23 protein-coding genes are annotated in these 23,508 nt (G+C 63.6%); 16 read left to right on the plus strand and 7 right to left on the minus strand.

The features are described 5' to 3' along the window. Window positions 1-89: 89 nt before the first annotated feature. A complete protein-coding gene (locus LCW13_RS01775) occupies window positions 90-815 on the minus strand; it encodes a 16S rRNA (uracil(1498)-N(3))-methyltransferase (RefSeq protein ID WP_043334736.1) in 726 nt (241 codons plus the stop codon). A 197-nt stretch (window positions 816-1,012) separates the two neighbouring features. Between LCW13_RS01775 and phaR the strand changes: the two genes are divergently transcribed. The 4 genes from phaR (at window position 1,013) to LCW13_RS01795 (ending at window position 4,576) form a co-directional block, all read left to right on the plus strand. After that, window positions 1,013-1,531, plus strand: coding sequence for a polyhydroxyalkanoate synthesis repressor PhaR (gene phaR, locus LCW13_RS01780; protein WP_043334733.1), 519 nt, complete (start codon window positions 1,013-1,015; stop codon window positions 1,529-1,531). Between the two features lie 165 nt (window positions 1,532-1,696). Beyond that, window positions 1,697-2,989 carry a phosphoribosylamine--glycine ligase gene (gene purD, locus LCW13_RS01785; RefSeq protein ID WP_043334731.1) on the plus strand — a complete coding sequence of 431 codons (1,293 nt, stop codon included), beginning with the start codon at window positions 1,697-1,699 and terminating at the stop codon, window positions 2,987-2,989. A 259-nt stretch (window positions 2,990-3,248) separates the two neighbouring features. Continuing rightward, a complete protein-coding gene (locus LCW13_RS01790) occupies window positions 3,249-3,704 on the plus strand; it encodes an acyl-CoA thioesterase (RefSeq protein ID WP_052384717.1) in 456 nt (151 codons plus the stop codon). Then, window positions 3,704-4,576: a phosphoribulokinase gene (locus LCW13_RS01795; protein ID WP_043334728.1), complete on the plus strand. Its 873-nt coding sequence runs from the start codon at window positions 3,704-3,706 to the stop codon at window positions 4,574-4,576. Before LCW13_RS01790 ends, LCW13_RS01795 begins: the two co-directional genes overlap by 1 nt. A gap of 34 nt (window positions 4,577-4,610) precedes the next feature. Here the strand turns inward: LCW13_RS01795 and LCW13_RS01800 are convergent, their stop codons facing one another. Next, the gene (locus tag LCW13_RS01800; protein WP_052384716.1) at window positions 4,611-5,441 is read right to left on the minus strand and encodes an RIO1 family regulatory kinase/ATPase domain-containing protein; all 831 of its coding nucleotides are present in this window, start codon (window positions 5,439-5,441) and stop codon (window positions 4,611-4,613) included. A gap of 221 nt (window positions 5,442-5,662) precedes the next feature. Here LCW13_RS01800 and LCW13_RS01805 point away from each other — a divergent pair, with 221 nt between their 5' ends. Both LCW13_RS01805 and coq7 read left to right on the plus strand, forming a co-directional pair. Beyond that, window positions 5,663-6,004 carry a histidine triad nucleotide-binding protein gene (locus tag LCW13_RS01805; protein ID WP_043334727.1) on the plus strand — a complete coding sequence of 114 codons (342 nt, stop codon included), beginning with the start codon at window positions 5,663-5,665 and terminating at the stop codon, window positions 6,002-6,004. 242 nt (window positions 6,005-6,246) lie between these two features. Further along, complete coding sequence (gene coq7 / locus LCW13_RS01810) at window positions 6,247-6,912, plus strand: 2-polyprenyl-3-methyl-6-methoxy-1,4-benzoquinone monooxygenase (RefSeq protein ID WP_205700843.1); 666 nt, start codon at window positions 6,247-6,249, stop codon at window positions 6,910-6,912. Window positions 6,913-7,077: 165 nt separating this feature from the next. On the opposite strand, the gene LCW13_RS01815 is transcribed toward coq7, so the two are convergent. Continuing rightward, a complete protein-coding gene (locus LCW13_RS01815; protein WP_052384715.1) occupies window positions 7,078-7,431 on the minus strand; it encodes a hypothetical protein in 354 nt (117 codons plus the stop codon). A gap of 336 nt (window positions 7,432-7,767) precedes the next feature. Continuing rightward, entirely contained in the window at window positions 7,768-8,604 is an 837-nt protein-coding gene (locus tag LCW13_RS01820; protein WP_043334725.1) for a hypothetical protein, read from the minus strand. Window positions 8,605-8,862: 258 nt separating this feature from the next. Between LCW13_RS01820 and LCW13_RS01825 the strand changes: the two genes are divergently transcribed. From LCW13_RS01825 to LCW13_RS01850, 6 genes are all read left to right on the plus strand, one after another. Next, window positions 8,863-9,372 (plus strand): PepSY domain-containing protein, encoded by a 510-nt coding sequence (locus LCW13_RS01825; protein ID WP_064503321.1) that lies wholly within the window; start codon window positions 8,863-8,865, stop codon window positions 9,370-9,372. Between the two features lie 152 nt (window positions 9,373-9,524). Further along, complete coding sequence (locus tag LCW13_RS01830; RefSeq protein ID WP_043334723.1) at window positions 9,525-10,223, plus strand: response regulator transcription factor; 699 nt, start codon at window positions 9,525-9,527, stop codon at window positions 10,221-10,223. Continuing rightward, window positions 10,220-11,584: a sensor histidine kinase gene (locus LCW13_RS01835; RefSeq protein ID WP_043334721.1), complete on the plus strand. Its 1,365-nt coding sequence runs from the start codon at window positions 10,220-10,222 to the stop codon at window positions 11,582-11,584. The genes LCW13_RS01830 and LCW13_RS01835 overlap by 4 nt, the downstream gene beginning before the upstream one ends. A gap of 341 nt (window positions 11,585-11,925) precedes the next feature. Next, the gene (locus tag LCW13_RS01840) at window positions 11,926-12,591 is read left to right on the plus strand and encodes an ankyrin repeat domain-containing protein (protein ID WP_052384714.1); all 666 of its coding nucleotides are present in this window, start codon (window positions 11,926-11,928) and stop codon (window positions 12,589-12,591) included. A gap of 26 nt (window positions 12,592-12,617) precedes the next feature. Continuing rightward, on the plus strand, window positions 12,618-13,115 hold the full coding sequence (locus LCW13_RS01845) for a hypothetical protein (RefSeq protein ID WP_043334718.1): 498 nt from the start codon (window positions 12,618-12,620) through the stop codon (window positions 13,113-13,115). Further along, the gene (locus LCW13_RS01850) at window positions 13,112-13,654 is read left to right on the plus strand and encodes a retropepsin-like aspartic protease family protein (protein WP_043334714.1); all 543 of its coding nucleotides are present in this window, start codon (window positions 13,112-13,114) and stop codon (window positions 13,652-13,654) included. The genes LCW13_RS01845 and LCW13_RS01850 overlap by 4 nt, the downstream gene beginning before the upstream one ends. Window positions 13,655-13,803: 149 nt before the next feature. Here LCW13_RS01850 and gnd read toward each other — a convergent pair whose 3' ends face one another. The 3 genes from gnd to LCW13_RS01865 form a co-directional block, all read right to left on the minus strand. Further along, entirely contained in the window at window positions 13,804-14,787 is a 984-nt protein-coding gene (gnd, locus tag LCW13_RS01855) for a phosphogluconate dehydrogenase (NAD(+)-dependent, decarboxylating) (RefSeq protein ID WP_043334711.1), read from the minus strand. Between the two features lie 404 nt (window positions 14,788-15,191). After that, window positions 15,192-16,445, minus strand: coding sequence for a ribonucleotide-diphosphate reductase subunit beta (locus LCW13_RS01860; protein WP_043334709.1), 1,254 nt, complete (start codon window positions 16,443-16,445; stop codon window positions 15,192-15,194). A 282-nt stretch (window positions 16,446-16,727) separates the two neighbouring features. Beyond that, complete coding sequence (locus LCW13_RS01865; RefSeq protein WP_043334707.1) at window positions 16,728-19,628, minus strand: ribonucleoside-diphosphate reductase subunit alpha; 2,901 nt, start codon at window positions 19,626-19,628, stop codon at window positions 16,728-16,730. A 599-nt stretch (window positions 19,629-20,227) separates the two neighbouring features. Between LCW13_RS01865 and LCW13_RS01870 the strand changes: the two genes are divergently transcribed. From LCW13_RS01870 to LCW13_RS01885, 4 genes are all read left to right on the plus strand, one after another. Continuing rightward, window positions 20,228-20,938, plus strand: a complete 711-nt coding sequence (locus LCW13_RS01870) for a response regulator (protein WP_043334706.1) — start codon at window positions 20,228-20,230, stop codon at window positions 20,936-20,938. A gap of 3 nt (window positions 20,939-20,941) precedes the next feature. After that, complete coding sequence (locus LCW13_RS01875) at window positions 20,942-22,603, plus strand: ATP-binding protein (protein WP_153635083.1); 1,662 nt, start codon at window positions 20,942-20,944, stop codon at window positions 22,601-22,603. Window positions 22,604-22,627: 24 nt separating this feature from the next. Further along, the gene (locus LCW13_RS01880) at window positions 22,628-23,077 is read left to right on the plus strand and encodes a lipocalin-like domain-containing protein (protein ID WP_043333697.1); all 450 of its coding nucleotides are present in this window, start codon (window positions 22,628-22,630) and stop codon (window positions 23,075-23,077) included. 214 nt (window positions 23,078-23,291) lie between these two features. Further along, window positions 23,292-23,498 (plus strand): cold-shock protein, encoded by a 207-nt coding sequence (locus tag LCW13_RS01885; protein WP_043333698.1) that lies wholly within the window; start codon window positions 23,292-23,294, stop codon window positions 23,496-23,498. Window positions 23,499-23,508 lie beyond the last annotated feature (10 nt).

Consider the following 23,508-nt stretch of genomic DNA (forward strand, 5'->3'; position numbering starts at 1 on the left):
AGGCGGTGTCGATATCGCGCGAGTCGTCCGGGAAGATCCAGGCCCTGGTGGCACCTCATCTTTGACCTGCTGCTATGACCTGGCGTTCTTCAGCCCAGACGGGCCAATAGCGCCGTGACGGCTGTCTCGACGCGCAGGATGCGCTCGCCCAGATGCACCCCTTCAAAGCCTGCCGCCATGAATTTCTCGACCTCATAGTCCACGAAGCCGCCTTCCGGGCCGATGGCCAGCATCACCGGCTCGTGGACGGCGCGTGGGCATTCATCCGGCATGCCCGGATGGGCGATGATGCCACGCGGAGGCGTGCCTGATGCTGGTGTCATCAGTGCCGGCAGGCGGTCTTCCACGAAGGGTTTGAACAGTTTCTCGTGGGTCACCGTCGGCATGATGGTGTCACGCGCCTGCTCCAGTCCCAGCACCAGATGCTGGCGAATCTTGTCTTCCTTGAGCTCCGGCGACTGCCAATAGCTCTTCTCGACCCGCCGCGTATGCAGCAGGGTGATTTGCTTCACGCCCAATGCCGTGACGTGTTCCAGCGAGCGTGCCAGCATGCGCGGGCGCGGCAGCGCCAGCAGCAGATGCACGTCGAGTGGCGCCGGCGGCTGACGGTCCAGCGTCAGGCTGAATTCGGCGCTGTCCGCGTCCAGTCGCTCCAGGCGGCCACGGCCGATCAGGCCACCCTCCACCCCCAGCGTCATCTCGTCGCCGACGTTGGCACGATGCACCTCACGCAGATGGCGCAGGCGGCGCGGGTCCGTGACACGTGCGTGGTCCTGAGCGGTCAGGTCGTCAGCGCCGAGCAAAATCAGATTCATGGCAATACCGGGGCAGTGGAGGGCAGGATGCATCGCTTACAGACAGCGGCAAGCGGGCGTTATTCTAGCATGTCGTGCATGCTGACCCGACGGGGACAGCGTTGGCATGGCGTCAATGACTGACGCGTGGAGACGCCTTTTCTTGCAGTCCCCCCCCTTGAGTGCACAATGAAGAAAAATCGACAGGAGCCTGACACGTGCGAGTGATCCGCAAATATGCCAATCGGCGCCTATACGACACCGAGCAGAGCCGCTACGTGACCCTGGAAGACCTGCGCAGCCTGGTGCTGGCGGAAGAGGTCTTCAAGGTCGAGGACGCCAAGAGCGGTGAGGACCTCACGCGCACCATCCTGCTGACCATCATCATCGAGCAGGAGCAGGGCGAGGGCGAGGCCGAGGTCTTCTCCAACGAGCTGCTGGAGCAGTTCATCCGCATCTATGCGATGGCCAAGCCGCTGCCGCTGGCCGGTTATCTGGAGCAGGGTACGCGGCTGATGATGGAGCAGCAGCAGCGCATGCAGGAGCAGTGGTCCCAGGCCATGCGTCACTCGCCGATGGAGATGATGCGCGAGGTCGCCGAAGAGAACCTGCGCTTCTGGCAGCAGGCCATGGGCGCTGGCATGGGTGCTGGCAAGAATGCCTCACGCTCACAGCCGAGCGATGCGGATGCGGCGCCTGATGAGTCGGACACGCCGCCGGACGATGAGCGACGCTGAGTGTGACGCCGTGTCAGATCCAGCTTTCACATAAATTCATCGTGATGTGAAAAGGGGCGCCCCGAGCAGGGCGCCTTTCTGCCATAATGCGCAGCCTGATATTTCCTCGGTAGCTCGCGCCATGCGGGTAGCCCTGATCCTCACTGGCTCATGAAGGTTGAAAAGATGAAGGTCCTGATCATCGGCGGCGGTGGCCGCGAACATGCGCTGGCCTGGAAGGCCGCCCAGTCATCCCGTGTCGAGGAGGTCTTCGTGGCGCCCGGCAATGCGGGTACGGCGCGCGAGTCCAAGCTGACCAATCTGGCGATTGCCGCTGACGATCTCGATGCGCTGGTCGCCTTCGCGCGTGACAACGCCATCGAGCTGACCATCGTCGGCCCGGAAGCGCCGCTGGTGATCGGCGTGGTCGATCGCTTCCGTGAAGCGGGGCTCAAGTGCTTCGGCCCGACGGCCGGTGCCGCCCAGCTGGAAGGCTCCAAGGCCTTCACCAAGGACTTCCTGGCGCGTCATGCCATCCCGACCGGCGACTACGCGACCTTCGCGGAGGTCGATGCGGCGCTTGAGTACCTGGCGGCCCATCCGGCGCCCATCGTCATCAAGGCCGATGGCCTGGCGGCGGGCAAGGGTGTCGTGGTCGCGATGAGCGACGAGGAAGCTCGCGCCGCGGTGCGTGACATGCTCGAGGACAACGCCTTCGGCGATGCCGGCGCACGCGTGGTGATCGAGGAATTCCTCGACGGTGAGGAAGCCAGTTTCATCGTGATGGTCGACGGCGAGAACGTGCTGCCGATGGCCACCAGTCAGGATCACAAGCGCGTCGGCGAAGGCGATACCGGCCCCAACACCGGCGGCATGGGGGCCTACTCTCCGGCGCCGGTGGTGACGGCTGACGTTCACCAGCGCGTGATGGACGAGATCATCCTGCCCACCGTGCGTGGCATGGCGGCCGAAGGCCATCCTTACACCGGTTTCCTGTATGCCGGTCTGATGATCGATGCCCAGGGCGCGCCGAAGATCATCGAGTACAACTGCCGCTTCGGTGACCCGGAAACCCAGCCGATCATGGTGCGTCTGAAGTCCGATCTGGTCGCGCTGTGTCTGGCCGCCGAAGACGGGCGTCTCGACACCCAGACCTGCGAGTGGGATTCCCGCGCGGCGGTCGGCGTGGTGCTGGCAGCTGGCGGCTACCCGGCCAGCTACCGCAAGGGCGATGTCATCAGCGGCTTCGATGCTGCCGAAGCGACCGGCTGCAAGGTCTTCCATGCCGGCACCGCCGAGCAGGACGGCCAGGTCGTCACCAGCGGTGGTCGCGTGCTGTGCGTCACCGCACTGGGCGACAGCGTCGCGGCGGCCACCGAGCGTGCCTATGAAGGCGTCGATGCCATCAGCTGGCAGGACATGCTGGTGCGTCGCGACATCGCCTGGCGCGCCATCGCTCGCGAGCGCGGCGATAGCTGAAAGCGCTGAGTCGCACGGGCCATCACCCCGCGACATGCCTGCTTCACGACAAGACCCGGCCTTAGGCCGGGTCTTGTCGTTGGGGCGTCTCTCGATGCCCTGAGCGCCTACGACCATCGTGTCGGGGTCTGGTCATGTCGGTGTCGGGCATGCGATAACCCTAGTCATCCTATATTCCTTCTTGAGGCTGACCGGCGTCGAAAGATGGCGTCGCCGTCCGCCCTGAACCCTTTTCCTGTCTCGCCGACAAGGAGTCTGCATGGACCGTATCCGGCTTGAATTTCCGGTTTCCCGCCTGGTACATCGCCACCCGATGACGATTCGGGTCAGCGACATCAACTATGGCCAGCACCTGGGCCACGACAGCGTAGTCAGCCTGGCGCACGAGGCGCGGGGCCAGGCCTGGCAGGCGCTGGGCTTCCCCGAATGGAACATCGATGGGCTGATGAGCATCGTCGCGGATCTCGCCGTGCAGTATCAGGGCGAGGGCCGGCTGGGTGACGCGCTCGTGGTGGAGACGGCCATCGACAGCGTGTCCGGCAAGGGGCTTGGCGTCCATCACCGCCTGCTGCGTGTCAGCGATGACGCGGTACTGGCGACGCTGCGCGTCGGGCTGGTGTTCGCTGGCGAGCAGGGGCTGGCGGAGCCGAGCGCGCGCGCCAGTGCCGCCATCGAGCAGGCCGTCTCAGCCATGTCGTCCCGGGTAGCCAACTGATGTCGCGGGAATATCCGATCATCGCCGTGACGGGGTCTTCCGGCGCGGGCACCACCACCGTCATGCGCACCTTCGAGCGCATGTTCTCGCGTGAGGCGATTCATGCCGCCTACGTGGATGGGGATGCCTTTCACCGTTATACCCGTGACGAGCTGGTGCGCATGTTTCAGGAGGCGCCGGAGCGCAAGCGCGAGCTGTCTCACTTCGCGGTCGAGGCCAACCAGCTGGATCGTCTGGAAGCGCTGTTCGTCGAATATGGCGAGCAGGGCTCCGGCACGCATCGTCATTACATCCATGCCGAAGACAAGCGCATGATCGAGGCCGGCTACAAGGTCGGCACCTTCACCGAATGGCAGTCGCTGCCGGACTGTACGGACCTGCTGTTCTACGAGGGGCTGCATGGTGGGCTGGTGACGCCGGAGCATGACATCGCGCGTCATGTCGATCTGCTGATCGGGGTGGCACCGACCATGAATCTGGAGTGGATCCAGAAGATCGATCGTGACACCAAGCTGCGCGGGCACTCCCAGGAAGCGGTGGTGGACACCATCCTGAGCCGCATGGATGACTACGTGCGCTACATCCAGCCGCAGTTCTCACGCACGCACATCAACTTCCAGCGCGTGCCGACGGTGGATACCTCCAACCCCTTCGAGCCGCAGGATATCCCGACGGACGCCGAGTCGATGGTCGTGATCCACTTCCGCGATCCCGGCAGTGTCGACTTCCCGTTCCTGCTCGCGATGATCCAGGGCTCGTTCATGTCACGCCCGCATACGCTGGTGGTGCCCGGCGCGCTGATGGCACTGGCCATCGAGCTGATCATCACGCCACTGGTCAAGAGCCTGCTGGCACAGCGGCGGTTCCGCTAGCGGGAGACATGAAGGGGGCTGGGCTCGGGCTGGCTCAGTGCTTGCGGCCCTTGAGGCGTGGCAGGATGCCCTTCTTCCAGATACGCAGGGTGCGATTCAGGCGGCCGCTGCGGATCAGCAGGCGTGCCTCGCGGGTGCTCAGCGGCAGGCCGAGGGTGCGTTGCTTGAGCTTCAGCGAGTGACGCAGATCGAAGCGACGCATCATGCGCGCGAGAGTGGCCGTGCCCGGCAGGCGCGGCAGGCGGACGGCAGAGGTGAAGTCGATCAGGACCGGCACGCCATCGCGCAGCACGACGTTGGAGCCACGGATGTCGTTGTGGGCCATCTGACGCTGATGGAGTTGCTGCACGACGAGAATCAGCTGCTGACTGAGGCGGGCATCCGTCACGTCATCCAGGGCGGCGTCACTCAGCAACGGCCCTGGGATGTACTCCATCGCCAGCGACAGCGGTGACAGGCGCGCCACGGCGCGGGGGGCGTGTGTCCAGTCGCCCAGACGCTCGAGCATCTTCAGCTCATGGCGTACCAGCCAGCGTGCCACCAATGCCGCCGGCGTGCCGGCATAGCGGCGGTAATCCTTGCAGACCACCGGTTGGCCATTGAGGTGCGTGATATAGACCTCTGCCTTGAGAAAGCCCTTGGCACGCTGCAGGAACTCGCCCGGGGCCTGCTCGCCGTCAACACGCGTGACCCTGGGCGCGGCACGCAGTGCCGCCCGCGCCTTCTCTGCGCGCGTAGGCTCAGCGCGATCGACGGCGGGAGCGCCGACAGTGGCCGGTCGTGTCTCGCCATGAGCGCCAAGGCCGGCCTCCAGTTCGTGGTTGGCCTTGCGCAGGGAGGAATCTTGGCGAGTGAACACGGGCATGACGGGCGGCTTCTCGTTAGCGGGTTAACAATGATTATCCTACTGTTTTCCTCATTCGCCCACTGGCAGCGGTGAATCAGTCTGTTTCCCTAAAGGCGACATTGCTCTGTTCACAAGCTGGCCCGCGTTTTCCTGCGTCTGCCCTTGGCCTGTTGCCCGGCTGGCGCTACGCTGGCAGGCCACGCTGCCGTGGGCAGCCCCACTTCAAGGGAGAAGGTGTCATGGACTGTCTGTTCTGCAAGATCATCAACCGCGAGATTCCCGCCGATATCGTCTATGAGGATGATGAGGTGCTGGCCTTCAATGACATCAATCCGCAGGCGCCGACCCATGTGTTGATCATCCCCAAGCAGCACATCGCCACGCTCAACGATATCGAGGAGCATCAGCTGGCCACGGTAGGGCGCCTGCAGTACACCGCCGCCAGACTGGCGAAGGACTACGGTTTTGCCGAGGGCGGTTATCGCGTGGTGATGAACTGCAATGAAGATGGCGGCCAGACGGTCTATCATATTCATATGCACCTGATGGGTGGTCGCCGCTTCACATGGCCGGCTGGCTGAGCCGGCATAGAGCAGGCGCCTGTACCGGCGGTTCGCGGGCAGGTAGCGGCTAGCGATAACAAGCGCGCGGCACACAGGCGCATACCGGCAATGTCGTGAAAACGGCATTGCCGGTTTTTCATTGGGGAAGCCACGGCGCAAGGGAGCCGGTCAGGCCTCGCCCGGCGACACTCTGCCCCTTACCGTCGCGGGCTGGCTTGCGTAAGATGGCCTCATTGCTCACGCCGTGCAGGAGTCTTCCCATGCCGCATTCCGATGCCATTTCGGCGCAACGTCATCACAGCCGCGCCGATCAGTTGATCCATCAGTTCGACACCGTACTGCGTACCCTGGTGCCACATGCCGCCCAGCCGTCGCGTCCCTCTCCGGCGGGCGACATCCATGACGAAGCGATCAGCGACGAAGAGCGCCAGCACGCCGCTGGCCTGATGCGCATCAATCACACCGGCGAGGTGTGTGCCCAGGCGCTCTATCAGGGTCAGGGTTTCACGGCGCGTCTGCCTGAAACGCGCACGCAGATGGAGCTGGCTGCCCAGGAAGAGATCGATCACCTGGCCTGGTGCGATGCACGACTCGTCGAGCTGGATGCCAATACCAGCCTGCTCAATCCGTTGTTCTACATGACGAGCTTCGCGCTCGGGGCAGCGGCCGGTGCCATCAACGACAAGGTCAGCCTCGGGTTCGTGGCCGCGACCGAAGAACTGGTCGGCGAGCACCTGTCGAAGCACCAGCAGACGCTGCCCGAGGGCGATCAGCGCTCACGTGCCGTGTTGCGCCAGATGGAAATCGACGAAGCCCATCATGAGCAGTGGGCGCTGGAAGCCGGTGGTCATCGCTTCCCGGGGCCGCTGAAGAGCGCCATGCGCCTGATGTCCAAGGTGATGACGGCCAGCGTCTACCGAGTGTGATGGTCAGACGTCTGAGCCTGCCTTGGCAGCTTCAGGACGCTGCAACGCAAAAGGCCGCCCCATGGGGCGGCCTTTGTGTTTTTGGCGAACGTCGTGATGATCAATACGAGACGATCATTGCGAGTCGGCCAATGTGAGACGCTCAGCGGTCTCCGGCGTCAGGGCTTATTCCTTGACCTGGTACTCACCGTCCAGCGTCTCGGTGCTGCTGCCGTCTTCACGCGTGGCATCACGCGAGTAGTTCTGGCGGCCACTGGCCTTGTCCTGGGCCTCCTGCATGCGCTGCTGCATCTCGCTCATGCGCTTTTTCATGCGACGGCGGATGAAGGGCAGCATGATGATGCCGAGTACCATCATCACCAGCGCCGCGAACAAGCTGAAGATCATGACCACGCCACCGATCAGCCAGGCGGCGACCAGCTTGAGGCCGGACAGGCCATTGGAGGGGCGTTGGTTGCCTGCATTGGCCTGCCATTGGCGAGCCTGGTTCCACAGAGTGTTGTGCTGTTGGCCTTGCATGTGTCTTCTCCACGATAGAGCCGGGCCGTCAGGCCGGGCGAGGATGACCCGATAGGTGAAAGTGGGTGGTCGGGGATATCGGGTCAGGAAACAGGGGTATTGCCCTCCCGGCGCAACGGGCATTCGTGCTCTGGGCCGGGGGATGGGTAAGTGGGGCTCGATGCGACGCACTTTTGCATGAGGCGCTTGATGGCATCGGGCGGCCGGTTGACTCGTTCAGCATCGAAGTTGGCATCGTTGCCGTCAAGCGGCTTCGGCGTTGATCCAGCGCTGGATGTCGGGTTCAGTCCCTGAACCACTTCAAGGCACGGCGGCTGGTCAAGCGGGTCGATCAGTTCACGGCCGGTAATCCGGATTCATGGACACGCTGGCAGCGAGGTTGAAAGCGTTGCCCGGCAGCGGCATGTTCAATGTCATTCGTTGCGGCCTGCCTTGCGCATCGCGTCCGTGAATCTGGATGGCGTGCGCAGCGACTTCGACGCTCTGTACACTCTTGATGCCGTCGACAGCGGCAAAATTCAAGGTCTGGCGCATGCTGTCGCCATCGATGGCCTTGTCGCCGGGCGCGGAATCACTCTGGCGCAGCGCTTCGCTGATGAATTCTCCATCGGCGAGATTGATGGCCAGTTCCATCTGCCACCCATTATGCCCCCAGCCCGTGAACTGAACATGATCGTCGCGGATATCCATCGTACTGAATTCCATCATGCCCTTGCGACTGGCGTGGATCATCATCTGCGTGAGCAGCTCTGGCGCGAGCCCCTGGGTAGACGCGGCCTCAGAGATAGCTGTCGCAGGCTTTCCGGCTGTGCGGGTGGCGGCCGTGTCCAGCGCGCTACCCTCCGCATCATCGCCGAGCGTGGCGTGCGCCTTGCCGTCATCTGAGTGCTCGCTGGTCGAGGGCCCATTTGCAGAGAGCCCTGCGGTCGAGAGTTCTGCCGCCGACAGCTGATGGCGCACCGGCAGGTCCTCGATGCCGTTGGCATAGGCGGGAGCCGAGCCCAGCATCAGGCCGAGTGCGCTGACGCCCAGGCCGTGTCGCCAGTGCTGGACTGCGCGGCTGGCGAGCCAGAAGCGCGACGGGGCGGCGCCTGCGGCCGAGGATGGCGGCTGCCGGGATGCGGAGTCTGATTCACGAGCGGGAGCAATACGGGACGCGGCTGATGGGGACATGACACCCTCCTCAAGGATGGCTGTGCATGGCACTCACTGTGGGCCAGGCGACCTTGCGCGTCGCTGAGACGTGAATTCATCTGAGGTTCATTGCCTCCTGTCAGTCTCTGCATCACAGGGTCAGTGGTTGCTCTCGGGTTGGTCCGCGTTGTTCCAACGCAGGTTTGATTGCACATTCCGTTGCTAGATTGAGCGCCACGCGCAAGCGCCCGCCTTGGGCGCACACCAGCCCCGCCGTCATTCACGAGGTTCCTCTTCATGCAGACTCCCCACAAGGCTCAGCCAGACGCCCGTGCAGCGCGTGGCAGTCAATGGCGGCAACGCTATGTCTGGCTGTGCCTCGGGCTCGGGAGCCTGCTGGTCGGTGCGCTGGCACTGCCGCCGCATGCGCTGTGTGACAGCGAGCGCTGGCGCAGCCTGCACGACGAAGTCGCCGCCGGACGTGTCATCTCGTTGTCCGAGCTGCTCGATAGCCTCGAGCGCGACTGGCTGGGTCAGGTGGTCGAGGTGGAGCTCGAAGAGACGCATGGCGAGCTGATCTATGAGGTCGAGATGCTCGGGCCACAGGGCCAGATGGCCAGATTCACCGTGCGCGCCTCGGATGGCAGCCTGCGTGAGGTGCGCGGCGTCAATCTGGATGCCATGCGTCGCGCTGGCAGCGGTTCCTTGTCTGAGCCTCTGACCAAGCCCCTGACCAGGCCCTTGCCCGAGACGGACGACGCGCCGCTCGTGACTGACGGCGCCAATGCCGAGGTCGAGAGTCAGTAGGACGAGGCAGGCAGTGGCCAGGCCAGGCAGTGTCAGCGCAGGCTGTGACAAGGGCGCCGAGGGTGCCTGGCGGCCCTGAGGAACGGTATGCTAGTGCCATTGTCCATTGCGCCACCGGTAGAACGCCGCTTGCGTCAGGAGCCCGAGAATCGATGAAGATATTGCTGGTTGAAGATGACATGCCGTTGGCCGAAGCGCTGATGGCGCGCCTGGGGGAAGCCGATGTGCTGGTCGAGCATGCCACCACCGGGGGAGACGCCGACTTTTTGATCCAGACCGAGAGCTACGATGCCGTAGTGCTGGATCTCGGCCTGCCGGACGGCGATGGCACGCGCTGGCTGGCCCAGTGGCGAGAGGCCGGCATCGAGGTGCCGGTGCTGGTGCTGACCGCGCGCGAGCGCTGGTCTGACAAGGCCGCCGGCTTCTCTGCCGGCGCCGATGATTACGTCACCAAGCCCTTCGAGACCGCCGAGGTCATCTTCCGTCTGCGCGCCCTGGTGCGTCGCTCTCGCGGCCATGCCCACCCCGTGCTCAAGCTGGGTGATCTGGCCTGTGACACCCACGGCGGTACCGTCAGCCTGGCGGGGCGCCCCGTGTCGCTGACCGCCCAGGAAACGCGCCTGCTGATGCACCTGATGCACGCCGTGCCTGGTGTGGTCAGCCGTTCTGAACTGGTCGAGCATGTCTATGACCGCGACCACGAACCCGATTCCAATGTCATCGACGTGCAGATCAGCCGTCTGCGCCGCAAGCTGGGGGCCGAGCGCATAGAGACGCTGCGCGGGCGTGGCTATCGTCTGCGTGATCCGGACGCCGAGACACAGACGCCGGCGGATGGCAGCGACGCATGAAGCCACTGTCCGTCGGCCGCCGCTTGCTGGGCGGCTCGCTGGTCATTGCCTTGATCGTCATGCCGCTGACCGGGCTCGGTCTGGCCTGGAGCTTCCGTGACGCCGTGACTACCGCCTTCGACCAGCGCCTGCTGTCGCTGTCGAAGGTGCTGATCGCCGCCATCCAGTTCGACCGCGAGAAGGGCCGCCCCGGCCTGACACGCTCGCTGGGCGACCCACGCTTCGATCAGGCCTATTCGGGCTGGTACTGGCAGATTTCCGATCGCAACGGCAATGTGCTGACGTCGCGCTCGCTGTGGGACCAGCGACTGCCGCCGCTGGAAGACATGGACAAGGGCGTCATCATCAGCCGTGACCTCAAGGGCCCGCGCCATCAGGTGCTGCGCTCCCTCGAGCGCGATATCCGCCTGCCCGGTCGCAACCAGCCACTGCACGTGATGGTGGCGGCCAGCCGTAGCGAGGTCGACGCCGAGGTCGCGCGCTTCGAGTGGCTGCTGGCGGGTGCGCTGGTGGCCTTGGCATCGCTGTTGGTGTGCGGCTCTGCCGCGCAGATCAGCTGGGGGCTGGCGCCTCTGCGGCGCCTGCGGGCTCGCCTCAAGAAGGTCGCCGACGGCGAGGCGGAGCGGCTGGAAGAGACCCGTCTGCCGCCGGAGCTGACCGAGCTGACCCGCGCCATCAATGCCGTGCTCGAGCGAGATCAGCGCTTGATCGAGCGCGGGCGCGCGGCGGCCGGCAATCTGGCGCATGCCCTCAAGACGCCGGTCAGCGTGCTCAAGGCCCAGTCCGAGCGCTTCGACGGCGAGGACCGCGCGCGGATCGACGCCGAGCTCAAACGCATCGATGAAGCCGTGCGCCACCACCTTGCGCGTGCCAGTGCCGCCGGTGGCGCGCATCTCAGCGGGCGCATCAGCCTGCGTGAGGCGGCAGGGCCGGTCTTCGAGGGACTCGGGCGCTTGGCGAGCCGGCGTGGCATCACGCTGAGTCTGGCGCTGGAGGACGACGCCAGCGTGCGGGTCGACCCGCAGGACCTGCAGGAAATGGTCGGTAACCTGCTCGAGAACGCCTTGCAGTGGGCTCGCCAGCAGGTGCGCGTCAGCAGCGAGACCCGCGATGGCGGCGTGCTGTTGATCATCGAGGACGATGGCCCCGGCATGAATGAAGAAGAGGGCGCTGCCGCGCTGGGGCGTGGGGCGCGTCTTGATGAAGGGCGCTCCGGTTCCGGTCTGGGGCTGGCGATCGTCGATGATCTGATGGCGCTCTACGGGGGCGAGCTGGCACTGGAGCGCTCCAGTCTGGGCGGCCTGGCGGCACGCGTCTGGCTGCCGAGCTCCCCGCTGGTCGGGGCGCAGCCGAAGGAGTGACAGGGCGCCGCCTCGTTTATCGGCGGTCTTGTCTTGATAGCTCAGCGCTATCACAGCCATCCCGAGAGATGATTGGGCGCGGCCAGGACGACACCGTATTCTGACGGTGTCCGGCTGGCAGCCGGACGGGCTTCGTTTCTGAGTCTCGTCTGCCGCGCCCTGCGGTGATGACGAACTGGCGCTCCTTCGGGAGCGCTTTTTTTTGCCTGTCATTCACCACGCCATGCCTGATCGACGATGCTCAAGGCGCCGATTGAACGCTGGCGGGGCTAACGGTCACGCTCAGGATCGCATAGGCTGTCAGAGAGTAAGCATCCGTTGCCGGGCGTCAGGAGGTGGTGATGAAGGACATGACAATGTGTGCTCAGCATGGCGATCTGGAGGGCCTGGCACAGGCATTGGCCGCTCCCGATGCGCACGAGCGAGTCAATGACGTGGATTATCGTGGGCGCTCGCCATTGCTGGTCGCGGTGCAGGCCAATCAGCCGGAGGCGGTGGAGGCCCTGCTGGCCGCCGGCGCCGATTGCGAGCAGACCGATGCCCTGCACGACACGCCCCTGCTGGCCGCGGCCGCGCTCGGCTATGGCCGCTGCCTGAGCCGGCTGCTGGCGCATGGCGCCTCGGCGACGGTGCTCAATCGCTTCTCTTCCACTGCGCTGATGTCGGCCAGTGAGCGTGGCCATGCCGATATCTGCCGTCAGCTGCTCGAGGAGACCGATGTCGACGTCAATCACCAGAATACGCTCGGCTGGACGGCACTGATCGAGGCCGTGTTGCTGGGGGATGGCGGCGTTGACTATCAACGGGTCGTCGAGCAGCTGCTGGCCCACGGTGCCGACGTCAATCTGGCGGACGCCGAAGGTGTCACGCCGCTGGCGCATGCGCGCTGGCGCCAGTTCGAGGCGCTGAGCGAGAGGCTGGAAGCGGCCGGCGGACACGAGCAGGGCGTTGCCCATGACGTGAGCGACGACGTCCAGGCCCGTACCTCGACACCGCGTCGTGCATGATGGCACCGACCACAAGGAGGCATCGCATGGCGTTGACCTGGGGACTGATCATCATCGGCATCGCCTTGCTGCTGCTCGGTGGCTATCGCTGGCAGCAGGCACAGTCCTTCGCCCGCAACAGCGCACAGGTGATGGGCGAGGTCATCAATCACGACCGTACGCTGCACGTCGAAGGGCGTAGTCCGATCCATCTGCCCAAGGGTGGCAAACTCAGCGAGGATGAGGCCCTGGCGATGGCGGGTCTGCCGCCGGGTGGGCGCTTCAATATCGAGTCGATCCAGTATGCGCCCGTGGTGCGCTATCAGGATCAGCGTGATGGCTGGCACGAGATCATCTCGCCGCTGGCGGTGCCCTCGCCGACACCCGCCGTGGGGGAGAGCGTGGCGCTGGTCTATCACCTCGACGCCCCGCATGAGGCCAGCCTGCCGGGGACGCGCGGCTGGCTGATCGGGGTGCCGTTGATTCTCGGCTTCGCACTGTGCGCCGTCGGCCTGCGTCTGCTGTTGCGGGGTGGTGGTGGATGAGTGATTCAGGGGGCGGCGCGACCCGCCGTTATGGTGTCGGCATGCTGGTGCTGTGCTGGGCGCTGATTCTCGCCATGCTGGTGTGGTGGTTTCAGGGCCAGCTTGATGAGCGCACCCGGCCCAATGCCTCGCTGGCTGGCCAGTCGCTGTCATCCGGAGAGCCACTGACGCTGTCGCGCAATCGCTCAGGTCACTTCGTGGCCCCCGGTACGATCAATGATCAGCCGGTGACCTTCCTGCTCGATACCGGCGCCACCTATGTCTCGGTGTCCGAAGCGCTGGCCGAGCGCCTGCAGCTGCCACTCGGGCGGGATGCGCGCTTCACTACCGCCAATGGCGTCAGCCACGGTGCCCTGACCACACTGGACGCTGTCAGTCTGGCGGGGCTCAGCCAGCGCGAGGTGCGCGGGGCCATCGTGCCGGGCATGCACGATGAGGTGGTGCTGCTGGGTATGAGTTTCCTGGGGGAGTTCGATATCAACATGCGCGGTCAGCAGATGACGCTGACGCCGGTGGATGGCGCTGGCGGCGTTCGATAACGCCAGTGGCTGACACAGATGGCTGACAGGGCTGGCAAGAAGGGCAGCTGACACTCCACCGCTCTGCCAGCAGGCCCCGCAAACGACAACGCCCCGCTCATGATCTCCATGAGCGGGGCGTTTCACGTCTGGCGTGTCAGAGCAGGTGCTCAGTCTTTCCTGGGCGGCTCGACATGGCCGCCGAAGCCGAAGCGCATCGCCGACAGCAGGCGGTTGGCGTAGGTGTTTTCCTTGCGCGAGCTGAAGCGCGAGAACAGCGCATTGGCCAGCACCGGCACGGCGACACCCTGTTCGACGGCGGCATCGACGGTCCAGCGGCCTTCGCCACTGTCAGAGACGGCACCGCTGTAGTGGTCCAGACGCTCGTCACCGGCCAGTGCCTGGGCGGTCAGGTCGAGCAGCCAGGAAGAGACCACGCTGCCACGTCGCCACACCTCGGCGATATCGGCCAGATTGAGGTCGAAGCGCTGATCTTCCGGCAGGGCGTCGGAGCCCTTGCTCTGCATCAGCTCGAAGCCCTCGGCGTAAGCCTGCATCAGGCCGTACTCGATGCCGTTGTGGACCATCTTCACGTAATGACCGGCGCCGACCGGACCGGCATGGATGTAGCCGCGCTCGGCGCGCTCATCCGGGGCGTTGCGGCCCTTGGTACGTTCGAGATCGCCATAGCCCGGGGCGAGGGTATCGAACAGCGGCTCGAGATGCTCGAACACGGCCTTCTCGGCACCGATCATCATGCAGTAGCCGCGCTCCAGGCCCCACACGCCGCCGGAAGTGCCCACATCGACGTAGTTCAGGCCCTTCAGCTTGAGGGCCGTGGCACGGCGGATGTCGTCCTTGTAGAAGGTGTTGCCGCCATCGATGATGGTGTCGCCGGCTTCCATCAGCTCGGCAAGCGTGGCAATGGTCTGCTCGGTGATCTCGCCAGCCGGCAGCATGACCCAGACGGCGCGCGGCGCCTCGAGCTGCTGAACCAGCTCCACGAGGCTATCGACGTGCGTCGCACCGTCGGCGACCAGTGACTGGGCGATTGCCGCGTCACGATCATGGGCGACCACTTCGTGACCATTGCGCATCAAGCGACGAGCGATATTGCCGCCCATGCGGCCGAGTCCGATGATACCGAGTTGCATGTTCGTTCCTTTCACGTGAAGCCGGGGAGAGTCGGGACGGCGCGAAGCCTACCCTGTGCGGGCGCTGGACGCAAAAACGGGCCATATCAATGACATGGCCCGTTGGGGATCTTCACAAAAATATTAGCTATTATTTATTGCTTCTTTAGTGGCTTTCCATGTTCTTTTCGAATGGTGCCGATTTTCTTATCTGACCTAGTATCACGTCCATCGGGATTCCTCACTGAACCAGGAGGTAATCCTCGTGACTTCTCAAAAGTACCTACAGTGCAGTCGCTTCTTGTTTTTCTGACCATCGCTGTAATTCTCCGAGTACATGGCTTTTTAGCTCATTAGTGAAACTATAGTTATGCACTGATGAGCGCAAGCGCAGAAAGTTATGACGTGTATTTAACTAAATTAGATCAATCCCAGCTCAGGGCACCGCCGACCTGATATTCGGTGACGCGCGTCTCGAAGAAGTTCTTCTCCTTGCGCAGGTCGATGATCTCGGACATCCACGGGAACGGGTTCTTGGCGCCCGGGAACTGCTCCTTGAGGCCCAGCTGCGCGAGGCGACGGTTGCAGATGAAGTGGAGGTATTCCTCCATGATGGCCGCGTTCATGCCCAGCACGCCGCGCGGCATGGTGTCACGCGCGTATTCGATCTCGAGCTGGGTGCCTTCCAGAATCATCTGGGTGACTTCGTCCTGGAATTCGGCGGTCCACAGGTGGGGGTTCTCGACCTTGATCTGGTTGATCACGTCGATGCCGAAGTTCAGGTGCATGGACTCGTCACGCAGGATGTACTGGAACTGCTCGGCGACGCCGGTCATCTTGTTGCGACGACCCATGGACAGGATCTGGGAGAAGCCGCAGTAGAAGAAGATGCCTTCGGTGACGGCGTAGAAGCCGATCAGGTTGCGCAGGAATTCCTGGTCCGCTTCCGGTGTACCGGTGTGGAAGTCGGCACGTGCCAGCGCCTGGGTGTGCTTGAGGCTCCAGGCGGACTTGCGCGCCACGGAGTCCACTTCACGGTACATGTTGAAGACTTCGCCTTCGTCCATGCCCAGTGACTCGATGCAGTACTGGTAGGCGTGGGTGTGGATCGCCTCTTCGAAGGCCTGGCGCAGCAGGTACTGGCGGCACTCCGGGTTGGTGATGTTCTTGTAGACGGCCAGCACCAGGTTGTTGGCGACCAGCGAGTCGGCAGTGGAGAAGTAACCCAGCGAGCGCATCACGATCAGGCGCTCGTCTTCGGTCAGGCCGTCCTGGCTCTTCCACAACGCGATGTCCGCGTTCATGTTCACTTCCTGCGGCATCCAGTGGTTCGCGGAGCCGTCGAGGTACTTCTGCCATGCCCAATCGTACTTGAAGGGCACCAGCTGGTTGACGTCGGCGCGGGCATTGATCATGCGCTTCTCGTCGACCTGAATGCGCTGGGCCCCCATTTCCAGTTCTTCCAGACCCTTGGCCACGTCGAGATCGTCCAGCGCCTGCTGGGCGCGGGCGATGCGCTCGGCATCGCTGATCGCGTAGCCTTCGCTGTTCTCGCTCGCGACGACAGCGTCAGCCGCCGGGGCAGCGGCGGGAGCTTCGGCCTGCGGCGCCGGTTTGGCCGTCGCCGGCTTCTCGGCAGCGGGGGCTTCGTCTTCGTGGAAATCGTCCCAGTTCAACATGTTGCGTTCCTCGTGTTCGGTGATGGTCACGCGGGCAGTCAGCGTGACGAAAAGGCAGGGGCGGTGCGTTCTACGACGCGAGCGCCATCGAGTGGCGTGGCTCCCACAGGGAGTCAGGCCCGGGCTTGTTTCGAGGGAATGTCAGGAGGCAGTGATTGTTGGTGGCGGCACAAGACCGAGCGGGGCTCGGTCTTGTGGATTTGCCGCAGTCCGCCTGCAAGGTGTGTCCTGGCAGGCGGTGAGTCAGCGTCGTCAGCGCGGACTCGGTTCTGGCGCAATCGCTTACTGACAGGCCTCACAGCCCAACTCATCGATGTTGCTGGCGGAGGGGGCGCGCTGGCCGCTCTTGCCCTGTAGGAAGTCTTCGATGCCGCGCGGTTCCGGCTTGGCTTCCGGTGCCGGGGTCGGCGCGGGAGCAGGTGCCGGAGTCGGTGCATTGCCGACGGCGTTGTGCTTGCTGCGATCGACAGTGGATTTCTCCACGGCGGTCGCACCCAGAGCACGGAGGTAATAGGTGGTCTTGAGGCCACGGAACCATGCCATGCGGTAGGTCACGTCCAGCTTCTTGCCGGACACGCCCTGGATGTACAGGTTCAGGGACTGGGCCTGATCGATCCACTTCTGACGACGCGAGGCGGCTTCGACGATCCACTTCGGCTCGACTTCGAAGGCGTTGGCGTACAGCGCCTTGAGGTCTTCCGGGATGCGCTCGATCGGCTGCACGCTGCCGTCGTAGTACTTGAGGTCATTGATCATGACCTCGTCCCACAGGCCGCGCGCCTTGAGGTCGTTGACCATGTAGGCGTTGACCACGGTGAACTCGCCAGACAGGTTCGATTTGACGAACAGGTTCTGGTAGGTCGGTTCGATGGACTGCGAGACACCACAGATGTTGGAGATCGTCGCGGTCGGCGCGATCGCCATCACGTTGGAGTTGCGCATGCCCTGGGTGCGGACCTTCTCGCGGATGTAGTCCCAGTCCTGGGTCTGGCTTTCGTCCATCTCGATGTAGTCGGCGCCACGCTCGGTCTTGAGCTTCTCGATGGAATCGATCGGCAGGATGCCCTGGCTCCACAGCGAACCGTCGAAGCTTTCGTAACGACCACGCTCGGCGGCCAGATCACTGGAAGCTTCGATTGCGTGATAGCTGACGAGTTCCATGGATTCGTCGGCGAAGGTCACGGCTTCTTCGGAGGCATAGGCGATGGACTGCGCGTAGAGCGCATCCTGGAAGCCCATGATACCGAGGCCGACCGGGCGGTGACGCATGTTGGAGCGACGCGCCTGCGGTACGGCGTAGTAGTTGATGTCGATGACGTTGTCGAGCATGCGCACGGCGGTACGCACCGACTTCTTGAGCTTGTCGCCATCCAGCTTGCCGTCGATGACGTGCTGCGCCAGGTTGATCGAGCCCAGGTTGCAGACCGCGATCTCGTCCTCGGAGGTGTTGAGGGTGATCTCGGTGCACAGGTTGGACGAGTGCACGACACCGGCGTGCTGCTGCGGGCTGCGCAGGTTGCACGGGTCCTTGAAGGTGATCCACGGGTGGCCGGTCTCGAACAGCATGGACAGCATCTTGCGCCACAGATCACGCGCCTTGACGCGCTTGAACAGCTTCAGCTGGCCCTGACGGGTCATCTCCTCGTACTGCTCGTAACGCGCCTGGAAGGCCGCGCCGTACAGGTCGTGGAGGTCCGGGCAGTCGGACGGCGAGAACAGGGTCCATTCGGTGTCATCGAAGACACGCTTCATGAAGAGATCCGGCACCCAGTTGGCGGTGTTCATGTCGTGGGTACGACGACGGTCATCACCGGTGTTCTTGCGCAGGTCGAGGAATTCCTCGACGTCCATGTGCCAGGTTTCCAGATAGGCACAGACGGCGCCCTTGCGCTTGCCACCCTGATTGACGGCAACGGCGGTGTCGTTGACGACCTTCAGGAAGGGCACGACGCCCTGGGACTTGCCGTTGGTGCCCTTGATGTAGGAGCCCAGCGCGCGCACCGGCGTCCAGTCATTGCCGAGACCACCCGCCCACTTGGAGAGCATGGCGTTGTCGCGGATGGCGCCGTAGATGCCATCGAGGGCGTCCGGCACGGTGGTCAGGTAGCAGCTGGACAGCTGGCTGCGACGGGTACCGGCGTTGAACAGCGTCGGCGTGGAAGCCATGTAGTCGAAGCTGGACAGCAGCTCGTAGAACTCGATGGCACGGCCTTCGCGGTCTTCCTCGTTCAGGGACAGGCCCATGGCGACACGCATGAACATGACCTGCGGCAGCTCATAGCGCACGTCGTTCTGGTGCAGGAAGTAGCGGTCGTACAGGGTCTGCAGGCCGAGGTAGGTGAACTGGTTGTCACGCGTGTGATCGATGGCCGCGCCGAGACGCTCCAGATCGAAGGTGGCCAGTTGCTCGTCCAGCTGCTCGAAGGCGATGCCGCTCTCGATGTAGGCCTTGAAGGCGACCGGGTAGTGGTCCTTCATCTCGCCGAAGGTGGCCTCGTCAGCGACCTTGAGGAAGCTCAGGGCTTCGCGGCGCAGGTTGTCCTGCAGCAGGCGGGCGGTGACGTAGGTGTAGTTCGGGTCCTTCTCGACCAGCGTACGCGCGGTCATCATCAGCGCGGTGGACACGCCATCGACCGGCACGCCGTCGTACAGATTCTTCAGGGAGTCATCGACGATCTTCTGGGCATCGACGTTGGAAAGCTCTGCGCAGGCATCGAAGACGAGGGTCTCGATACGGCCCAGATCCAGCGGGCGCACGCTGCCGTCGAGGTGCGTGACGTTGATGGTCGGGTGCGGCTTGGCGATGCCGTCGCTCTGGGCGCTGCGGGCACGAGCGTGCTCATCGCGGTACAGCACATAGGCACGGGCGACCTTGTGCTCGCCGGAACGCATCAGCGCCAGCTCGACCTGATCCTGGATGTCTTCGATGTGCAGGGTGCCACCGTCAGGCATGCGACGCTGGAAGGCGTCGGTGATCTGGCTGGTCAGCTGCTGAACCAGGTCGCGGATGCGCGAGCTGGACTCGACCTGATCGCCTTCCACGGCGATGAACGCCTTGGAGAGAGCGACGGAGATCTTGCTGGCGTCGAAGGCCGCAACATCGCCATTGCGCTTGATGACGCGCAGGCGCTGGGGGGCAGTCACGTCGACTGTCGCCTGATCGGTGCTGAAAGTGGAATCCATGACGCCTTCCTGAATCGTCTGAAGGTGAATCGTTGCCCGTTAGGGCTCGAGGGCAATTCGTATCGGGGCGCAGGCTGGAAATTCCTGCCGGCGCCCGGGGATATTCTGTCGTCGTCAGCCTTGTCGTCGAGAAACGCTATCAGGCTCAGGCGGGGCAATCGGCGCCCGGGCTGAGCCTGATAGCGTTCATGAGACACGGTTCCAGCAGCCTTGCGTGACTGCCGTCCCATACGCTGATTCATGCTTTCGGGGCTTGACAATCGTCGCCATGATCTATGGGTGTCGACGTCGCCAAAACCCTACATATGGGGTGTGAGCTGGTTTTGGACACAAGATAGTGTTGTTTGGTGGGGCGTGCAAGTGGATAACTTGTGGGTAAGGTGTGGTTGAAAATCCGGCCTTGCCGCTGAGGGATGTCAAGAGTTCAGGTGTTAAATTTTCTGCGCTCCGTCAATGCAGATGGTGCCTGCGCTGCTGGCGCGTAAACGCCCAAATTGGCGTATCATTCGTGACAAATCACCCTGAAAAGGTTACGACGTGGCACAGGAAAGTAACTGCTTGTGAGCTGCTGGCCACGTTGACCCAACGATGCGGATGGAATGCCCTTGGATACCAATGCGCAAGAACATGTATTGATTGTTGAGGATGACGAGCGTCTGGCGACACTGACGCGCGAATACCTCGAAGCCAACAACTTCCGCGTGAGCGTCGAGAATGACGGCGCGCGGGCGGTGGACCTGATCATCAGTCTGCGCCCCGACATCGTGATTCTGGACCTGATGCTGCCGGGCGAGGATGGCCTGTCCATCTGTCGTCGCGTGCGGCCTCAGTTCGCCGGGCCGATCCTGATGCTGACGGCGCGTACCGATGACATGGACCAGGTGCTGGGTCTGGAGATGGGCGCCGACGATTACGTGCCCAAGCCGGTGCAGCCGCGTGTATTGCTGGCACGCATGCGGGCCTTGCTGCGTCGCGCCGATGGCCCCGAAGTGGCCGCCGGTGAGACGCGCCTGGTGTTCAATGATCTCGAGATCGACAACGCCACCCGTGAGGCATGGTTGGCGCGCGAGCGCATCGAACTGACCAGTGCCGAGTTCGACCTGCTGTGGCTGCTGTCCTCGAATGCGGGACGCGTGCTGACGCGCGAGGAGATCTTCTCTGCGCTGCGCGGCATCAAGTACGACGGCCAGGACCGCTCCATCGACGTGCGTGTCTCGCGCATCCGCCCCAAGATTGGCGATGACCCCAATCATCCTGAGCGGATCAAGACGGTGCGCAGCAAGGGATACCTGTTCGTCAAGGACCTCTAGACGATGCGCCGGGCTCTCTCCGACAGCATCTTCCTGCGTGTCTATGTCGCCTTGCTGGTGGCATTGGTGCTAACGCTGGGCATCGCGCTGGGTGGCTTTCAGCTGACCAACATGGTCCGGCTGGAGGCCTACCAGACGCGTCTGGGCGCGGCGCCGATGCGCCTGCTGGTGAGCCAGATCGCGGCCACGCCGGAGGCAGAGCGCGGGGCCTTCCTCAATCGGACCGCCCGCCTGCTGGATGGGCGGTTGTTGCTGGCACCGGCGGCGGTCTTTGACCTCAACTGGTGGGAGCAGCGCCGCCTTGAGGCCGGGCGGCCGCTGGTGAGGCCGCATGATGACGCCGGCTGGCAGCTGTTGATGGCGGTGCCCGGCGAAGAGAGAGTGCTGGAATTCCGGCTGCTGCATCTCGCGGAGCGGCAGTTACGTGGGTTGATGGTGTCTCTGCATGACACCCTGCAACCCATGAATGCCGAGCAGCGCAGCGACTTGCTGGCCCAGCTGCAGCAGGCCTCCGGTCTGTCCTTCGCGCTGTTGCCGGACATTCCGCAGAATCTCGATGCACAGCAGGCCAGTCGCCTGGAGGCCGGTCGGGTGGTGCTCAACGTGGCCAGTCATGGCCAGGCGATGGCGCTCTATACTCGTCTGGGGGACCGCGCCATGCTCAAGGTCGGGCCCATCCGTGGCTTCGAGACGACACCACCGGCCTTGATCATCGCCATGATACTGGCGGTCATCAGTCTGCTGGGCGGCGTCATCTATCTGGTGGTGCGTTCACTGGAGGCGCGCCTGACGCGTCTGGAAAAGGCCGCGACACGCATCGCGGGCGGCTATCTCGATACGCGGGTGCGCATCGAGTCCAATGACTTTCTCGGGCGTCTCGGCATGGCCTTCAATGGCATGGCCGAGCGGGTGCAGGGGTTGCTGGGCGCGCAGCAGGACATGATTCGGGCGGTCTCGCATGAATTGCGCACGCCGGTGGCGCGCATCCGCTTCGCGCTGCAGATGATCGAGGACATGGTCGATGATGATTTCGTCCAGCGTCAGATAAAGGGCGCAGACGGCGACATCGAGGAGCTCGATAAGCTGATCGACGAGATCCTGACCTACGCACGACTCAACAATGCCGCCGGTATCCAGCTGGACCTCGGCATGGTGGATTGCCGCGAGATCGCGGAGCAGGTCTGCGAGACGCTGGCGCCGCTGCATCCTGAATTGCTGCTGAGCATCGAAGGCGAGGCGCTGGAGGTCGAGGCCGAGGCACGCTATCTGCAGCGGGCGCTGCAGAATCTGGTCTCCAATGCCTGCCGGCACGCGGATTCCCGGGTACTGGTGCGCATCACCAGTGACCCGCAGGTGGTCAGGCTCGATGTCGAGGACGATGGCCCCGGCATCAACGAGGAAGATCGCAAGAAGGTTTTCAAACCCTTCGCGCGCTTGGATGATTCGCGTACGCGTGCCTCCGGCGGCTACGGGCTGGGGCTCTCCATCGTGCAGAAGATCCTGCATTCCCACGGCGGCAGCGTGGTGGTGGACAAGGGCAGGTCGCTCAAGGGCGCGCGCTTCAGCCTGTTGCTGCCACTGACCTCCAGTCAGCTGGAACGCAAGGCGCCTGTGCCCTTGCCGCCGGTCAAGCCGCCGTCACTCCAGGACGAGCACGCCACCTGATCACGACCGTTTGAGGAATCGGCCATGCGGGAATCTTCCTTGTCACTGCATCCTGACTTGATCGGCGCGTGGCGGCTCGAGCGTTTCTGGTATGCCTGGCCGGATGGACGCGAGCTGGAGCCGCTGGGCGAGTGCAAGGGCCAGCTGCATTACATGGCCAATGGCTATATGAGCGTGCAGCTGGTGTCCTGTGAGCGTCAGCCTCTGGGAATGGCGCCGACGGATGATCAGCTGGTCGCCGCCTTTCGTGAGGGCTTTGCCTACTGTGGGCGCTGGCAGTGGGACAGTGAGCGGGAGGAGGTCTGCCATCATCTGTCGCTGGCCACGATCGCCGATTGGGATGAGGTGACGCTTGTGCGGCGCGTCACGCTCGAGGGAGACCGCCTGCTGCTGGGCACCGATGCGCCGAATCTGCAGCTGCCCGAAGGGGGATTCCTGACCTGGCTGGAGTGGCATCGATTGGCGACTGTGTGAAGTGATTGTCGAAAAGGCTTGACGTGATCATGGGTTAGCGTGCAATGTAGCCCCTGTTGGATAGCAAGACGCACCACTCAGTCGCCTGTGCTGCTCGGTAAATCGCCTTGAGCGCCCCGAGAAGCCTCGCTGATTTGATGCATGGTTTTGCTTTGCCCACGCTCTTCGGGTAATGCCCGTTATTTCAAACATGCTAATCAGAGAGGAATTTCTCATGGCTACAGGTACAGTTAAGTGGTTCAACGACGCTAAAGGTTTTGGTTTCATCGCTCCGGCTGATGGTGGTGACGATCTGTTCGTTCACTTCTCCGAAGTCCAGGCTGATGGCTTCAAGACCCTGCAGGACGGCCAGCAGGTCTCCTTCGACGTGACTCAGGGCCAGAAAGGCCTGCAGGCAGCCAACGTCAAGGCTATCGACTGATCATCACTCA

It is taken from the genome of Cobetia amphilecti, assembly GCF_020217465.1.
Taxonomy (GTDB): Bacteria; Pseudomonadota; Gammaproteobacteria; order Pseudomonadales; family Halomonadaceae; genus Cobetia; species Cobetia amphilecti.

Excerpts from the sequence above, each read along its gene's own strand:
- LCW13_RS01775 (WP_043334736.1), bottom strand. The coding sequence starts at position 815 with ATGAATCTGATTTTGCTCGGCGCTGACGACCTGACCGCTCAGGACCAC.
- purD (WP_043334731.1), top strand. The coding sequence starts at position 1,697 with ATGAAGGTCCTGATCATCGGCGGCGGTGGCCGCGAACATGCGCTGGCC.
- LCW13_RS01790 (WP_052384717.1), top strand. The coding sequence starts at position 3,249 with ATGGACCGTATCCGGCTTGAATTTCCGGTTTCCCGCCTGGTACATCGC.
- LCW13_RS01795 (WP_043334728.1), top strand. The coding sequence starts at position 3,704 with ATGTCGCGGGAATATCCGATCATCGCCGTGACGGGGTCTTCCGGCGCG.
- LCW13_RS01800 (WP_052384716.1), bottom strand. The coding sequence starts at position 5,441 with ATGCCCGTGTTCACTCGCCAAGATTCCTCCCTGCGCAAGGCCAACCAC.
- LCW13_RS01805 (WP_043334727.1), top strand. The coding sequence starts at position 5,663 with ATGGACTGTCTGTTCTGCAAGATCATCAACCGCGAGATTCCCGCCGAT.
- coq7 (WP_205700843.1), top strand. The coding sequence starts at position 6,247 with ATGCCGCATTCCGATGCCATTTCGGCGCAACGTCATCACAGCCGCGCC.
- LCW13_RS01815 (WP_052384715.1), bottom strand. The coding sequence starts at position 7,431 with ATGCAAGGCCAACAGCACAACACTCTGTGGAACCAGGCTCGCCAATGG.
- LCW13_RS01820 (WP_043334725.1), bottom strand. The coding sequence starts at position 8,604 with ATGTCCCCATCAGCCGCGTCCCGTATTGCTCCCGCTCGTGAATCAGAC.
- LCW13_RS01825 (WP_064503321.1), top strand. The coding sequence starts at position 8,863 with ATGCAGACTCCCCACAAGGCTCAGCCAGACGCCCGTGCAGCGCGTGGC.
- LCW13_RS01830 (WP_043334723.1), top strand. The coding sequence starts at position 9,525 with ATGAAGATATTGCTGGTTGAAGATGACATGCCGTTGGCCGAAGCGCTG.
- LCW13_RS01835 (WP_043334721.1), top strand. The coding sequence starts at position 10,220 with ATGAAGCCACTGTCCGTCGGCCGCCGCTTGCTGGGCGGCTCGCTGGTC.
- LCW13_RS01840 (WP_052384714.1), top strand. The coding sequence starts at position 11,926 with ATGAAGGACATGACAATGTGTGCTCAGCATGGCGATCTGGAGGGCCTG.
- LCW13_RS01845 (WP_043334718.1), top strand. The coding sequence starts at position 12,618 with ATGGCGTTGACCTGGGGACTGATCATCATCGGCATCGCCTTGCTGCTG.
- LCW13_RS01850 (WP_043334714.1), top strand. The coding sequence starts at position 13,112 with ATGAGTGATTCAGGGGGCGGCGCGACCCGCCGTTATGGTGTCGGCATG.
- gnd (WP_043334711.1), bottom strand. The coding sequence starts at position 14,787 with ATGCAACTCGGTATCATCGGACTCGGCCGCATGGGCGGCAATATCGCT.
- LCW13_RS01860 (WP_043334709.1), bottom strand. The coding sequence starts at position 16,445 with ATGTTGAACTGGGACGATTTCCACGAAGACGAAGCCCCCGCTGCCGAG.
- LCW13_RS01865 (WP_043334707.1), bottom strand. The coding sequence starts at position 19,628 with ATGGATTCCACTTTCAGCACCGATCAGGCGACAGTCGACGTGACTGCC.
- LCW13_RS01870 (WP_043334706.1), top strand. The coding sequence starts at position 20,228 with ATGCCCTTGGATACCAATGCGCAAGAACATGTATTGATTGTTGAGGAT.
- LCW13_RS01875 (WP_153635083.1), top strand. The coding sequence starts at position 20,942 with ATGCGCCGGGCTCTCTCCGACAGCATCTTCCTGCGTGTCTATGTCGCC.
- LCW13_RS01880 (WP_043333697.1), top strand. The coding sequence starts at position 22,628 with ATGCGGGAATCTTCCTTGTCACTGCATCCTGACTTGATCGGCGCGTGG.
- LCW13_RS01885 (WP_043333698.1), top strand. The coding sequence starts at position 23,292 with ATGGCTACAGGTACAGTTAAGTGGTTCAACGACGCTAAAGGTTTTGGT.